This window comes from Croceicoccus estronivorus, from assembly GCF_001625325.1.
GTDB lineage: Bacteria > Pseudomonadota > Alphaproteobacteria > Sphingomonadales > Sphingomonadaceae > Caenibius > Caenibius estronivorus.
Map to the genome: position 1 here is coordinate 416,815 of NZ_JRQQ01000002.1, position 15,210 is coordinate 432,024.

12 protein-coding genes are annotated in these 15,210 nt (G+C 58.7%); 7 read left to right on the forward strand and 5 right to left on the reverse strand.

Translation table 11 applies throughout. From position 1 onward, the window contains the following. The 3 genes from MB02_RS05205 to MB02_RS05215 form a co-directional block, all read right to left on the reverse strand. Positions 1-588: a zeta toxin family protein gene (locus MB02_RS05205; RefSeq protein WP_067533497.1), complete on the reverse strand. Its 588-nt coding sequence runs from the start codon at positions 586-588 to the stop codon at positions 1-3. Next, on the reverse strand, positions 585-941 hold the full coding sequence (locus tag MB02_RS05210; protein ID WP_067533500.1) for a ParD-like family protein: 357 nt from the start codon (positions 939-941) through the stop codon (positions 585-587). Before MB02_RS05210 ends, MB02_RS05205 begins: the two co-directional genes overlap by 4 nt. 355 nt (positions 942-1,296) lie before the next feature. Then, complete coding sequence (locus MB02_RS05215; protein WP_067533503.1) at positions 1,297-2,373, reverse strand: hypothetical protein; 1,077 nt, start codon at positions 2,371-2,373, stop codon at positions 1,297-1,299. Positions 2,374-2,668: 295 nt separating this feature from the next. Here MB02_RS05215 and MB02_RS05220 point away from each other — a divergent pair, with 295 nt between their 5' ends. Next, positions 2,669-3,448 (forward strand): hypothetical protein, encoded by a 780-nt coding sequence (locus MB02_RS05220; RefSeq protein WP_156495420.1) that lies wholly within the window; start codon positions 2,669-2,671, stop codon positions 3,446-3,448. 150 nt (positions 3,449-3,598) lie between these two features. Here the strand turns inward: MB02_RS05220 and MB02_RS05225 are convergent, their stop codons facing one another. After that, positions 3,599-4,546, reverse strand: a complete 948-nt coding sequence (locus MB02_RS05225) for a hypothetical protein (RefSeq protein ID WP_067533508.1) — start codon at positions 4,544-4,546, stop codon at positions 3,599-3,601. A gap of 180 nt (positions 4,547-4,726) precedes the next feature. On the opposite strand from MB02_RS05225, the gene MB02_RS05230 reads away from it, so the two are divergent. The 5 genes from MB02_RS05230 (at position 4,727) to MB02_RS05250 (ending at position 13,606) form a co-directional block, all read left to right on the forward strand. Further along, positions 4,727-9,031 carry a hypothetical protein gene (locus tag MB02_RS05230; RefSeq protein ID WP_067533510.1) on the forward strand — a complete coding sequence of 1,435 codons (4,305 nt, stop codon included), beginning with the start codon at positions 4,727-4,729 and terminating at the stop codon, positions 9,029-9,031. After that, positions 9,028-9,549 carry a hypothetical protein gene (locus tag MB02_RS05235; protein WP_067533512.1) on the forward strand — a complete coding sequence of 174 codons (522 nt, stop codon included), beginning with the start codon at positions 9,028-9,030 and terminating at the stop codon, positions 9,547-9,549. The genes MB02_RS05230 and MB02_RS05235 overlap by 4 nt, the downstream gene beginning before the upstream one ends. 42 nt (positions 9,550-9,591) lie before the next feature. Further along, positions 9,592-10,752, forward strand: coding sequence for a DUF4238 domain-containing protein (locus tag MB02_RS05240; RefSeq protein ID WP_082825972.1), 1,161 nt, complete (start codon positions 9,592-9,594; stop codon positions 10,750-10,752). 21 nt (positions 10,753-10,773) lie between these two features. Further along, positions 10,774-11,841, forward strand: coding sequence for a hypothetical protein (locus MB02_RS05245; RefSeq protein ID WP_067533516.1), 1,068 nt, complete (start codon positions 10,774-10,776; stop codon positions 11,839-11,841). 880 nt (positions 11,842-12,721) lie between these two features. Then, the gene (locus tag MB02_RS05250; protein ID WP_067533519.1) at positions 12,722-13,606 is read left to right on the forward strand and encodes a hypothetical protein; all 885 of its coding nucleotides are present in this window, start codon (positions 12,722-12,724) and stop codon (positions 13,604-13,606) included. Here the strand turns inward: MB02_RS05250 and MB02_RS05255 are convergent. Further along, entirely contained in the window at positions 13,595-14,518 is a 924-nt protein-coding gene (locus MB02_RS05255) for a DNA-methyltransferase (protein WP_082825973.1), read from the reverse strand. The two genes, MB02_RS05250 and MB02_RS05255, sit on opposite strands and share 12 nt — an antisense overlap. A 395-nt stretch (positions 14,519-14,913) precedes the next feature. On the opposite strand from MB02_RS05255, the gene MB02_RS05260 reads away from it, so the two are divergent. After that, positions 14,914-15,207: a hypothetical protein gene (locus MB02_RS05260; RefSeq protein ID WP_067533522.1), complete on the forward strand. Its 294-nt coding sequence runs from the start codon at positions 14,914-14,916 to the stop codon at positions 15,205-15,207. Positions 15,208-15,210 lie beyond the last annotated feature (3 nt).

The following is a 15,210-nucleotide window of genomic DNA, read 5'->3' on the forward strand; positions in this document are numbered from 1 at the left end:
TCAGATCTCCAAGTCTGCTTCATAAACCGATCTGATCCAGTCGGGTAGGCGCGGCAACGCGAAGACCAGCTGCCCGTTCGCGAATGTCAGGCAATGGCTCGGCGGCTGATTGAGGCGCGAATTGTCGAAGACCAGGCCTCGATCCGCCTTGAGCACCGCGGCGCGGATCAATGGTGCCCCGCGCATGTAGCGGGCACGGATCTTGTCCTCTGGGACGATATGACCACCTTCTTCGACGCGCGTACCGACACGCGCGACAGAAAGGTCGGGTGTATCTACGCCGACATGCATCACGATGACGGTGAAGCTTTTCGTTCGTGCTTCGTCGATCAGTTCAAGCTTGGAGGGATGCGAGAAGACGGTTTCGGTCACAAAATCGCGACCTTGAGAAAGAAAGGCAGCCCGGCGCGAAGACGCGATCCTGGCTGCTTCGTAAGACGCGGCTGGAGAGGGATCACGCAGTTCGTCGCGCTGGATGATGTCGGCGTTGATGAAGGGTCCTGCGAAGCTCGGTGCTACACGGGTCTGGTAGAGGGTCGACTTGCCGGCACCGTTCGGCCCGGCAAGCACGATCATTGTCGGCGTCATGCCTTATGCGCGGCCTTCTCACGCACGAGATTGCCGCCCTCATCGAGGCCAACACCTTGTCCAAGCTGCCGCCGCCGGGCAAAGAGAGCGTCCTCGCCAGGACCCGGCTGCCCCATCTTCTCGATAAAGCTGTCGAGCCAGACATCCTTTTCCTCATCAGTGAGGTCGGTTGTCTCGATGTTGCCAGCTAGTGCCGCGGTGATGCGGGCATGATCGAAATTGCCGGATTTTTCGATGGCACGGCCTATGCGCACCCAATGCGCGATCTGGCCAGCAATCGAGCGGCTCTGTAACTCGGACTCGCGGCGGACGATCTTCATGATGTCGTCAGCAAGTTTGATGGACTGGGCCATAGGTCACCTCCACCCCATGAGGTAGCATTTTGCCACCTCTTTTTCAAGCAGGTCGTACAAAGTTGACCTGAGCGCGGCACGGCTTCTTCGAGATGACGCCGGCCAATGGCGTAAAAGTCGGCGCGAGCTTTTCGGGGGCATCACGGGCGCCCGCTGAAATCGAAGCCCTATGCCGAAGTGACTGATATGCTTTGCGGCTATCTTGGAGAATTTCGCCGATCGGCTCGCGGGACTGGAGTCGCCAACAAAGCTGCCACACTTCCGCGCAGACTTGCTCGCTGAAAGCTGCCCATTGTTCAGGCGCCGGCGAACGTGGGACTCTAATTCGCCTCTTGAGCCATCTCTGACCGCAGGCTCACGAAGGTCCGGCAAGGGAAGCAACTGCGACAGCCGTGAAGATGCGAAAGAAAATGTCGAGTAGCCCTACTACGGCCCCAGCTCGCTGAACAAGCTCCCAGATAATATCTGACGGCGGTTCCGGAGCGTCGGTCAGTTCTTTCGCCGCCAGCAAGAGGGTTCTGGCCTGCGCAGTCGCTGCATTCCCGTCCGTAGGCAGCTCGCAGAGGGCGGTGTCGATCAAGCGAGAGATCGCGCGTGCATTGCGATGGGTCACGCGCACGCGTGTGAGCCCGGTCCATGTTCTGCTGTCGACGCGAATTGGCTCCGAAGGTCGCAATCCGTCGTCGCTAAGCGCCGGAAAATGATTCAAGGCGTCGGTGGACTGATTTGACGTGTCGACACCGTCGCGCTGGTCAACTGCGTCACCTCGATCCTCAACGCCTTGCCTGCCGCGGCCGGCTGATTGTTGTTGGAAGTACTTATGAATCGCGCGATCATTGGCTTCGAAAGAGGGCTCTTCAGCGTCGTCTCGTTGACGTCTCTGGACAAGCCGACGCCTAACTAAGCGATCCAGTATCACCAAAAGGGCGCGTTTTTCCTCAGGCGTTCGCAACTCGTCGAAAAACGCGCCTAGCCAACCACGCGCTGGCCTGCCGATTTGCTTGAAGATCGCACCAAACGGCTGGGCGCCCCGAGTCGCCCGATCGTCGTTGATAAAATACCGAAGGATGAGTTCCTCCATGTCTCTATCATTCGGATCGGCGGAAGGAGCCGCGGGCACAAGGCGGCCGAGAAGAGCGAGTCCTCTTTCTATCCCGGCTGGCGCCAGAAAGAAGCAACCGTCGTCGGCCGCGATGTCCGCCTCGGATATATCGATAGTGGCTAGGTCGCGATCTAAGAGCCTGCCCAATATCGCATCTGGGTCGCCGTCGAGGGGAACCAGCTTAAAGGCTGCGAGGATGTTCTGCACGTCGAACTGCTTGAGTTGGTCCTCACCGCCTGGAGGCAATCGATCTTTCGTAACGTAGCGACGGACCGCTTCTGCCAAGACGATATCAGTGGCTTCGTCCACTTCGGGCGATGAGCTGTGCATGGTTCTGACGCCGTCGCGTAGCAGCCAAAACGGTACCGAGGCTGCGTCGAACCTGTTCTGATTTCGACCTGCTGAAGCCAGATCTCGTACTCCAATGCATGCGCGCCGGAACGATTTTCGCAAGTATCATAGCGGGACGTTCTTCGGTATCCAACGACCGTCGTGCTAGCTGGTCGCATACAATTGTGCAAATTCGTTCCCGTGTCGCCGCCCGAGCTGTATCACCACTTACGATTAAACTGGTTTGCGATTGTGGTTGCAGGGTTGATAGATAGCCATCAGCGATGGCAAATCCGTGTACAATTATGAAAAGAGTAATGGGGGGATAATGACTGGAGGGCTTCCGAAAACCAAGGCCTATCACAGGTTTCAGCAGCGGTGCGATTACTACGAGACGGACCTGCAGCTGTGCGAGTTGCTCGTGCGGGATTTTGTCTCAATTGCTGATAGCACAAGTAGCGTTGCGGTTGCGCTCGGCTCGACCAAGGCGCAGCATCCTCGGCTCGGACAGCTCAACTCATTGAGGACTCGGCAGATCCGCGGAGGTCACCTAAGACAAACGCTCAGCGCCTCGTTCGTGAAGGACATTTATGAAGATTTCGTGGAATTTTTCGGGGAGACGATGACGAGGGCTGCGCAGAAAGGGATCGATCCAGGGCGCTTTGCCGGCGAGGTCAAGCTCGACTTCCAAGCTCGGGACATTCTTGCTGCCGGAAGCTGGGACAATTTGGTTGCACTCATTTCCCAGAGGATCTTCCGAGCCCTAGAAAACGAGCGGAAGACGGCCTTACTCATTTCGAAGGTTTCGACCCGACTGGGGCTCACAATCGACACTGCTGTGATTGACGCAGCAATGCCTTATCTTGATGCACGCCACATGTTGGTGCATCAGGATGGACGCGCTGACGACCAATATCGACGAAATTATCCCGGCATTGCGGCCCCGCGCGGTAAGATTCGTCTCGATAACGCATTCATCGCGGCGACGCGATCTACGATCGACGGTCTCGCTCGGGCGATTGACGCTCAAATCATCGCGCATAACCTGGTTAGGCCTGAGCACATGTGCCCCTAACTGCCCAATCATCCACTTCGCCCCAATGATCCGTAACGCCCTCATAGCCAACATTCGCCGGCCTGAAACCGCTCGCCGAACCCTGTCGTTCATTCGCAAGCTTATGTCCGGTGTGAGCGGCTGGTTCTCCTTCTGCATGTCGGAGCCCGGCTATGGCAGATTGTCCGCGAGATCGAAGATCGAAGTCAGCAGCGTCGTCCCGTAACATTCACCGAGCCGAGCCTGCCGGGCAAGATTCACGAACGGCTTTTCGGCGACCATCACATCCGCGAGCGGCAGAACGACAGTGAACGCCGCGAGGTCGCGCAGATCGTTCTCCGCTATGGCGCGTGTCTGGTCTTCCAGCCGAACCACCAGCTCGCGTTCGATGTTGAGAACGGGCACGTCGACCGTGAGGCTGCGCACCAACGATGAACCCAGATCGGTGACGGCCTGCCAAGGCAATCCAAGCTCCCGACCTGTGGCCAGGATGAAGTCGATTTCATCGATAATCAGTCTAGCGCCGTATGCACGCTTTCGCAACGCGAGGGTCTCGCCAGCGACGAGGGAACGGCGCGCCTCGATACCCGCAATGAGCTCGGCCGAACCGGCGCTGTAACGTCGCACCGCCTCAACCCTAACATCCTCGTCATTGAAGGCGAGATAATCAAACAATGTTTCAGCTGGGCGCGCACGCACGAAGTCAAGAACTCGCTGCGAAATGGTGTAGCCGTAGAGGTCCGGCGAATAGTCCGCAGCGGCATCAAACCAGAGGTCGGACAGGAACCATCCCTCGCCTGGCGTCGGATACGAAAGCGAAAACCGGTCCGCCAGATAGACGGTCAATGTTTCCTGGAAGATCCGACGGCGGCCACGGAACACTAGACCGCGACTGATTGTCGCTTGTGTGCGGGCCATGTGGGTCCTGCGCGCCGGGTCGTTGATCTTGGCTGTTTCATAGATGTTCGTGAAGCTCAACGGCACCGTCACCGCCTGCGCCTTGATCCCGTCGATCAGTGACGCCAATGCAGCATGCTCTTTCGGAAATGCCACCTTGTCCCAAGCGCCGCGTGCGAGCGCGACCCAGGCATTCTGATCGAGATAGAGAAGTTTAGTCATCGTAAACCGCGTTGCTTTCAATCCGGCTTTACCTGCAATGGGATTTGTCGGCGCGACTGCTCCAGTGACGACTATTCGCGATCCGACACGCTGGGGCCTAGCTTAATACAAAGGCGGAGATAGAAATCCATTTCGCGGCATAGTCGACCGATTGCCGCTCGGGCATCGGGGTATATCGACTTGACCTATGTTGACCTTCATCGCCGGTTTAGCTCGATCGAACCAGATCAGCCTTTCTCCGCCGAAGCGTGGCAGGGATTGAGCCGTGGCTACGTCGGTGGGCTAGGCTGGGATGAGCTGCTCGAACGCCCCAGGGTCGTGGTCCTCGCCGAGGCGGCGGCCGGAAAGAGCGCCGAATTCCGCGCCCGGGCGGATGTGCTGCGCCAGGAAAAACGAGATGCATTCTATGTAACGGTCGAATCACTGGCAAGCTATGGTTTGGACGGCTCGCTCGGGCGCGAAGACGCGGGTCTACTGGCGAGCTGGCACCAAGGCAGCGCACCGGCGTGGTTCTTCCTCGATTCCGTTGATGAGGCGCGGCTGAATCACAAGGGTGTCGAACAAGCGCTCAATCGCTTTGCGCGAGAACTCGGCCAATCCTATGATCGCGCTCGCATATTGCTGTCCTGCCGGGGAAGCATCTGGACAGGCAAGGCCGATCTGGATCTGGTACGAAGGACCCTGCGGGTGCCTCCGCCAAACCCGGACAAGGCCGACGCGGTGGACCCGGACGACGCGTTGCTCAGGATCCCTGAAACCGCAACTTTCCAGGCGCCAAAAGTCCGCGAAATTCCAGACATCACGGTTGTAGCGCTCACCAAGTTATCGGACGTTCAGCGTAAGGCGTTCTTGACCGCGGCAAGCGTCACCGATGTCGAGAATTTCGAAACGGAGCTCTATGCGCGGGGCTTGCAACAGCTTGCCGAGCGACCCGGCGACCTTCAGATTTTAGCCAGCTATTGGCAGAAGTATCGCAAGTTCGGCAGCCTGTCCGACATGCTCGATCTCGGTATCGCCGAGCGCCTAGTCGAGCGCGGCGATGCGCGTCGAACCTTGTCGAGTCTGACCGACGAGCAGATTCGCGCTGGGGCGGAACGGCTTGCGGCAGCGCTGGTTCTTGGCCGCTCCATGAATCTCAGCCTGCCCGGACAACTGCCGGACGAGCAAGAAGCGATCGATCCGCGGCAAGTGCTAGGCGATTGGCCAGCTGCGGAGATCGAACGACTGCTCGAGCGCGGCCTTTTCGTCCCCGCCACCTTCGGACTTGTCCGTTTCTACCATCGCTCGGCCCAGGAGTATCTAGCCGCATGCTGGTTTCGGCGAATGGGCAATCGGCTGACCGATCCCGAGTTGCACCGCATCTTTCTGGCCGACGCACTCGGCATCCAGACGATTCCGCCATCGCTACGTGCGACTGCCGCTTGGTTGGCGCTTTGGCGTCCCACCCTGCGGCGACATATTCTCCATCGCGAGCCGTTGGTCCTGCTGGAGCATGGCGACCCGGGAGCGCTCAGCCTTGAGGAGAAGCAACACCTGTTGGCCACTTTCGCCGAACGCGACGCTCGTGGTGACTTGGCCTATTCGCGCATCGATCATCAATCATTGTGGATGTTCGCAGAACAGGCGCTTGCTCCGGCGATTAATGCGGCCGTGGCTGCGAATCCCCGCGAGCATTTTCGCTTCGAGATGCTGCGTCTTGTCGAAGAGGGCGAAATCAGCGGGTGTCTGGAAGTGGCGCGGGCGGCCGCTCTCGAGCCGGTCACACGGCCATATCACCGGATCGTCGCGGCCCGCGTGTTGCGCCGCCTCAACGACGATACGGGTCTTGAGGCGGTCGCTGCCGATGTCATTGCCAAAGCGGACCAGTTGGGGCCGGAGCTTGCCCCGTCGCTCGCCGTCGAGCTCTTTCCCAAACACCTGTCGGTCGATGGCCTCCTCACTCTCATAGCGAAAAGCAAGCCGGGCCGCGAATATCATAGCGACGGCTTCAAAGAGGAACTGATCCTGTTGTTCGACGCCTGCGCGAGCTTCGCGGATCGTGAAGCGCTGATCGCCGGGCTTGCCAAGCTTCCCTTCAAGCCGCCATTGGATGATTGGCCGGCACTGTCGCGCCGCTATCGAAGGCTTGCCGAGCGGCTCGCGCCCATCGCACGGCGCGCTGTCATCGACTCCGACCAGAACGACTATGGGCCACCCCTCATCCGCCTGCTGATGGCGGTCGAAAGGGCTGGCTGGGAGCCCGATGACGAGGACGATCCCGCGTTGTCGGATCTCATCACCGCGAGACCGCCGTTGCGGCAGGCGTTGTTCTGGGCCGATGTGGCCTCCGCCATCGAGGAAGCGAAGGACGGCAAACCCCTGCGCTCCTGGCGACGTGCGTGGGTCGGCAATCACGATCTTTGGTCACTCATGATGACGGACATTCCGTGGCTCGAGGATGGCCTGCATCGAAATCACCCGGACGAGCGCCATGTCGCACTGAGCGCGTTGATCGAGTTGGCACGCGCCACGGACACGCCGGAAGAGGCGCTTGATCGGCTCGCGACGCTCGTCTCGGCCGACACCGCCCTCACCGAACAGCTTGCCGAAGCGCGCGCGCCCTATGTGGAGAGCGACGAGATCAAGCGGATGCGCGAGAAGAACGATTTCTATGCGCAGCAAGCCAGCGAGCGAAAGGCGCGAGAGGATCAATTCTGGCGCGACTTGCGCGATCGCCTGATGGCCGACCCCGAGCCCTTGCGCGATCCGGAGAAGTTGAAGCGCTGGCCGGGTCCGCTGGACTTGTTGCGCTTGACCGATTGGCTCGCGAAACGGGCCAAGAGCGGCAGAAGCGAAGGCGCGCGCAGCTGGCAACGTCTGTCCGATGCCTTCGGGGACGAGGTTGCCCAAGCTTATCGCGATGGTATGAAGATCCTGTGGCGCGTGACGAAGCCCGAGCGACCCAAGACCAAGCCCGATGGCTCGCGCACGGTGAAATACACGATCATCCTCAGCGAAGCGGCGCTTCGTCTCGAAGCTTCGGAAGATACCGATTGGGCAAAGAACCTGTCCGCGGCCGATGCCGAAATCGCCGCGCTTCATGCCTGCCTTGACGATCAGGGCACCCAGCCTTGGCTCGGCGGTTTGCTCGAACATCACCCCGTGATCGCTGCACCCCCGATCATCGCTCAGATGAAGCGTGAGTGGGATCGCGGTACCGATTGGCGGCCGCTGTTGGAGCAGGCTGCCCACGGATTGCCGATACCGCCCTTGCTTCGCGTCGCACTGCTCAAGTTGGTCCGCGGCGGTAAGGGCGGATCCCCTTCCATGATCGATATTGCCGGGAGAATTCTTGCCCGGCTCGATCTGTCGAGCGCCGAGCAGCAGTCGCTGAGCCGCCTGTTCGATCGCCGCCTGTCCGAATATCGTGGTCAGGATCAATGGGAAGCATTGGTCAATTGCCTGGCGATCCTGTTCTTGCTCGATCAAGCATTGGCGGCCGAACGGTTGTTAGACATCCTTGCGACTGAACGCCGGCGCCGGCACAAATCGCGCGCCTATGGCCTCCTGGCCCGACTGTTCGGCCGGCATCGCGGAATCGTGGGCAAGCTGAATGAACTTGCTCCGGCCACGCTCGCGCAGATCATTCTCGAGGCCTATAGGGAACGGGATCGAGGACCGGCTCCCCAAGGCAATGAGGACGATCCGGTTCGAGATCGCTTCGACGAAGCGGGCGGGTCGGCACTTAGCGCCTTGCTCGCGATACAAGGCGCCGACGCACACCAGCAGATGCTGTGGTTGTCGAAGCAGCCGGCGGTTGGACGAAGCGCGCATCGCCTGCGTGAACTCGCCTATGAGATGGCCGAGCGGAACTGCGAACGCCCAGTATGGCCAGCCGCGAGATTGAAAGCCTTTGAGGACAAGATGCTTGCGCCGATCGCCAACGGTGCCGACCTGATGGGAGTCGCACTTGATCTTCTGGATGCGATCGAAGCGAGCTTCGGTGAAAACGACATGTCTTCTCGGGCGGTGGTCGGCACGGCGGAAAACGAAGCCGCGGTGCAGGAATGGCTAGGCGACGCGCTCAACCTTCGCAGCGATGGTCGATTTCATGCGCATCGCGAGGCGCAGGTCGTGCACGACGACCGCCCTGACATCATCTTGTCGTCGACCAGTTCGACCGACCAGCTCGCGATCGAGGTCAAGCATGGCGACATGGGCTGGTCATTGGCCGCGCTCAGGGAGGCGCTCGCCGTACAACTCGCCGAGCAATATCTTCTTCCCACAAACCGGCGCCATGGCATCCTGGTGATCAGCCATCATCGCGAAACCCGCTTTTGGAAGGACAAGGCCAAACGGCGTCGGATGTCTTTTTCGGCTTTGATCGCAGACCTTCAAAGGCAGGCCGAGACCATCACGTCCAATGCGACGGGGCCAATAACGGTGGCGGTGCGCGGCCTGGACGCAACGCCGGGTCGCCCCAGCAATGATGGCCAAGCCTCATGACCTTCAAGAAACCAGACCAGCTCCTTGCGGCGGATCCTCGCTTCGCCACGCTTGTCGTCGGCGACGAGCGCGGAGTCCGCGCGGTGGACCTTGCCGAGCATCATCGAGCGATCGGGACCGTCGATCTGCTGAATGCGGTCCCGCCGGATGTCCGGGCCGTGTTCGATCGCGCCCGCAACATCCTGCTCTACGCCTATTTCGCCTATGACCTGCTGGTGGTCGGGGAGGCGCAGGCGTTCGCTGCCTTCGAACTCGCGTTGAAACATCGCCTTGCCGTCACCCCCCTGAGAGGCAAGGAGACGCTGCGCAATTTGGTCGATCGCGCCCGTAAGGTGGGCATTCTGCCACCGGCGGACGCTGCGTCCGGTGCGTGGATGGATCCGATCGAGGCGATCATTCACATGCGCAACGCCCTGGCGCACGGGACGTCGGAAATCCATTCGCCCGGTATGGCCCTGGATGTGCTCGAAGCATGCGCGCGGGAAATCGATCAGCTCTTTCTGCCACCGACGCCATAGAACGGCTACCGCACTGGCGGGCTCAGCCGCTAGATCTGGTTCATGCCCGCGAACAAGAATCAGCACTTCGTTCCAAAGATGTACTTGAAGCTGTTCTGCAACGGCGACGGCGCATCGATCGGGGTCTTCAATATCGCCGCCGAGCGCTTCATCCCGACAGCAAGTATCCGCGATCAGGCCTCCAAGGCATGGTTCTACGATCGTGACGGCCAAGTGGAACACACGTTCGGCGCGATCGAAAGCCGGGCAGCACGCCTTCTGGATCAAATTCTGCAGCATGACCGGCTACCGCCGCGATTTGGCGGTGCGCATCATGGTCTTTTGACATTCGTCTCGCTGCAGCATGAGCGGACCCAGGCCGCCGTCGCGGAAATGAACGAACGCACGGACAAATATGTCAAAGCCATGCTGCAGCACCAGTATGCCGGCCACGAAATGGTCGAGAATCTCCATCTAGTGAAGATTTCCAGAAGCGATGCCGTCGCGGATTCGCTTCTGGCAGCCCATCTGGGCATGCCGCTCCTCTATGATCTCAAATATAAGCTGATCGAGAATGTGAGCGGCCGGGCATTCTTCATCTCCGATGCGCCCGTCATCTTTCATAATCATCTCTATGGCGGCACGGGAGCGCCCGCCGAGGGCTATGCCAATGTCGGCTTGCAGATTCTGGTGCCGATCGGGCCGTGGCGAGCGATCCTCTTCTACGACGATGTTGCCTATTCCGTCGGCAGTCCGGCGAGCAACGTTGCCCGTCTAGTCAATCCTGCCGACGCTATGCGGATCAACGACCTACAATGGGAGGCCGCTGACAAGAATCTCTACGTCTCGCCGGAGACGGATGTGGATGATCTCCATGAGAGATGCCGACACTGGAAATCGAAGCGCGAGGCGGGGCGAATTATGCTGACCGATACGGTGGTTCGCGACGATCATTTGGAGAAGCGTGTCCGGTTGGGCATCGGACGTCAGCCGTCGAATGTCGACCTCGACCTTCCTTTCGTCCGAACCACACTTCCCAAACCCAGACCCTGGATCGAAGAGGAACATCCGCCGCTTCGTGACCCTGAATGGGCGCACTATGTGACGAGCCTCGCCGAAATGGTTCAAGATGAGCAACTCGACTATCGTGATTTCGCGCGGAGGACTATCGTAGCCCCGCGCGCGCGGGGCCATCGGAAGCGAAGTGCGAGAGCAGGCCGGTAGATTGGAAAGGCGGCATAAGAAATGGCGAAACGGGAGGCCCCACCTGGAAATGCGTTCGAGCGCGGGCAGGCTGCGGCTCTCGCGTTCGAAATTTCCTGGTGGCAGTCGATCGAAGAGGCGATCGCGAAGAATGACATAAAGGCCGAGGTTTCGGAGCCTCAATTTATCAGCTTGGGCAATGAGCAGAGTGCCCTCGGCCCGCGGCTATTCGAACGGAGAAGCTTGACGATCCGCCGCAAGGGAAAGCGGAAGAAAGAGCATTGGACGATCACACGCCCCTTGCCGATCCGCTTCAGCGCGTTGCCGCTTGAAATGCTCGAGGAGATCGCGCGTGAACTCCTGACCCAGGGCGAGACGGAATGGCACCAAGCCAATATCGACAATCTCATAGCCCATGCCAAGTCTTATGACCGCGAAGAGGCGCTTTCGCTTGCGCGCGACCTGCTAGGAGCGGATTCCGATGCGGAGGAACTCGAGCATTTCGCAGATCAATTGCGTCCTCCTGCCGAGCTGATCGAAGGCGGCGACGCGGCGGCGAAGTTTTTCGATGAGGCCGTTTCGTGCGAGGCATTCGATGTCGCCGAAGATGGTACTGTCGATTTCCTGCCCGAGCCTCCACCAGCTCCCGGCGCGCAGCCGTTCGATGTCGGCGAGTGGGACTATTACACGCCCGAGGAAGTCGCCGATTTTGACGGTCCCGAGACCGACGCCGCCTATGCATTTCGCGTGGTGCGGCTCTGTGAGGCAATTCGATCCAATCCGGATGCGGCGCTCCGGCTCGCGATGCAGCTCGGAGCCGTCACGCGGGAATGGGAGATCTGGCGGGAGAACGAGGAATTCCTCGTCATGGGCCGGGCCCGCTTCGCCGAACAGAGCCGCTTGGCCCGGTCGAAACGGGAGAAACCTTGGATGGCGCACGTTCGGGCCGATTTCGCAGCCGGTGAAATAGGCCCGAACATCGCGGGCTACGCTCGCAAACTAGCGCGCCGCCGCAATCTCCAGCCCCCTGGCGTCGATCGAATCCGTAATTTCGTGTCGCAGTTGAAGCGCGAACTGCCCGATTTCAATACGGACGACACGTCACAATAGCCTGGCTTTCGTGTCACGAACGCCAAGGTCGCTGTGATCAAATCCATGCTTTCACGCTCTCACCGCTTCACACGGGAGGGCGAAATGGAATTGATGAATCCGGTTTTTTTGAACGCCGTAGCGCAAGTCATGTTGGCAGGGGCTGCATTGATCGCAGCACTTCGACGCCGCGATCCGCCGCAGGAGTGACAGAGTACGATACCGAAAACGACAAGTCGCGCTGACGAGACAGTCATTGACCTTGTCACTTACTTCCTTTGATGGCGCGAAGGCGACCTTCTTCCAGTTCGCGTTCCATCAATGCCAGTCACTCGCTCTGGCGAACGATCCCGTCGGGGGCCGCATCGGCACATTATCAGATCGTCGGCTGACGATCGGTAGCTTATAGCGGACAAGCGGCGCTGGAGACAGACCAAAAGAAAACTCACCGAACCGGGAGGCAGGCCTCAGGAAATGCGATCATGTGACGCGGCGTTTGCCGGTGTCCGCTCTCGTAACTTCGCGTCCGAAAGCGGCCTGCCCAGAGTGTCCGCAATCCCGGACATTGAACAGCGGCCCGCTCCTTCGAATATTGTCAAAAACATGTGACCACTTTTGTGTTGTGGCCCATTGTGCAAACAAAGGATTTGCTGGCAATTCTTATTAAGAGACGATGTGAATGAATGCAGTCAAATACCTGATTTATAACATTTTCCTTGGACTCTTAATCAGCGGGTCCTAGGTTCGAGCCCTAGTGCGTCCACCAAACTTTCCAATAACTTGGCACCACCCCTCAAGGGGCACCGTCTTAGAAAGACGGGAATTAAGACGGTTTAGTGTCACCGTCTTGCAAACGGATTTCCAAGCTGCAAATGTGCGCCCTCGATCCTAGGGGAACACGATGTTCGCAGTTGAGAATATTCGATTAAAAGAGCTGGCGATCATCGCAGAACAGAACCGGCGGGCCTACGACGATTTTTGCAAATTTTTGCAGGAATATGGCTACGCCTCGTTGCACGATTTCGTGACCAATGCTGATGATGCGCGAGCAGAAGCCGCTATACTAAAATACTTGAAGCGCCCCCTGCCAAACGGTGTCGAACTATATGACGGCATCGCCAGGCCTTATGCTGAGGCGAAAGGCAAGTGGTTGCTCCTCGGTTGGATTCTGCGCGACGCACCGGAACAACGACTTCGCCCCATGATTGCCTCGATGGAACGTACAAACGGCATAGCAAAGCAGGCTGCTTTGCTAAATCGGGTCAGGGCCTATGTCAGCGAAATCTACCCGGAACCCGAGCGCTGGAACTGGATCGCAATCTCTGAGGTGATAGCTGACCGGCTTGAAGGTAGTCGGCGCGCAATCAAAGGGACGCTGTTCGAGGCAATCGTCCGACGGCTCCTGACCCAGCTTTTCAAAGACAACGGCGTCGACGTGAAGGTAAGTGACGTAGAAATTAGGCTAGAGGGCGAGACCTACGACGTAAGCGTCGTGGGCGCACACGGCCAAATCCTGATTCCAGTCAAGACACGTGAAACGATGGGCGGTGGGCATGCCCTTCTCTTCACCCGAGACATTCACAAGTCCATATCAGCCGCGCACGAAGCTGGCTTCGACTGCCTGCCGGTGATTATTGCCGAGAGTTGGGCGGGTGACCTAACCACCTTAGCCTGCGAAGATTACATCTACATCAACCTGAACCCGAATCAGGTGCTAGAGGTTGAACCGCTCCTCGAAGCAGAATTAATGAAGCGTGTTCCAGCGTTCGCTGCGCTATGTCAGTAGCCTGCTCTCGGCTAATTCACAGTATTCGCGATTTAATTCGATACCTACAAAGCGCCGCCCCTCGTTGAGAGCAACCAGCCCCGCCGTTCCGGAACCAAAAAACGGATCGAGGACAATGCCGCCGGTTGGGCAGCTCGCCTTGATGCACGGTTCGATCAACTTTTCAGGAAACACCGCGAAGTGCGCTCCCCGAAACTTGCCAAGTGGAACGCTCCAAACAGTGCGTCGATTGCGCCCCAATGGATGAAAGGCTTGATCCCACCTGCCATCATGGAGGTTGGAATTACCAATATTTTTGCCTTTCTCTGGCGTACCTCCTCGTTTGCCGAGGTGATTTCTGCCCCCCTTCATCTTGCTGTTCTCACTGAACGTAACGTGGGGCTCACGAATGGCGTCCGCGTCGTAGAAATATGAGTCAGATTTAGTCAGCAAAAACAGATATTCGTGATCTACAGTCGGCCTAGTCTTCACCGAATGCGGCATTGCATTTGGCTTGTGCCAAATCACATCTGTACGGAGCTTCCATCCGTCCGCCACCAAGGCCAATGCAACGCGCCAGGGCAAGCCTTGAAGCGAGCCTTTAATAAATTTGTCGCCAAGGTTGAGCCAAAGGCTGCCACTGGCCTTCAATGCTCGTCGCGCCTCCCGAAAGATAGAAACTAGGTGCTCTATGTAGTCAGCGCACTCGGCCTCCGCGCCGATCTGCCCCGCATGCCCATAGTCGCGCTGCCCAAAGTAGGGTGGGCTCGTCACTATGCAATCGACACTCTCGCATGGCATGACCTTGAGTACGGCAAGCGCATCGCCATTAATTATGATGTTTGCCTTATTCCAATCAATTGCGCCAATATCGTCCGCATCGCGAATGATGCTTCCGCTTGTATTAAAAAGATTCTGTCGTTGTTGAAGCATAATCTATTCAGGTATTTCCATCTCAGCCCGACCGAGCTCTCTGGGCGTTATCGCTTGCTCCTATGTGTCGCGTCGAACGACGCAAAAGGCAACCATCGAAGCGGGCGAATCCGCAACAACCTACTGGGATTAACCAGGGCGCGTTTAAACCTGTAGACGTGCAGGCCGAAAGGTGCGTACCGTCCCCTTGCTTGGGGCGGTACGCACCTTTCCGGTTCGCTCTGACCTAGGCCGGTGGGCAACACGTTAAACGCCTTAATTCGCGATGAGGGGCAGGGGATAGAAGCCCTGTGCAGTGTACCGCGCGAGCCGACGAACCAACCGCAACAACGCGCTGTTCGTCGGTGAGTACGTTTCTGTGCCGGTTGATCAGCGCCCTCAGATGACGGTGCGAGATGGACATTTATATTGAAGAGAAGCGTCAGCGTGTCCGCGATGCAATCGACGGGCTCCGCTATCATATCACCGAAGAGCCGTGGGACACCTGCGACATCGCGGACGCAGTCGTATGGATTATCAAGGCCTGCGACCTGCACTGCGATGGGAACATGGCAGGCTTTCTTCTCGGCATCCCCGACGACTACTCGGCGGTAATCGAGGGGGTGCATTTCCCAGAGGTTGATTTGGAATTGCTCCGTCGGCACATGGCTGCTTTCCCATGGTGGAGGCCAGATACAGCGGCAAATTAGGTG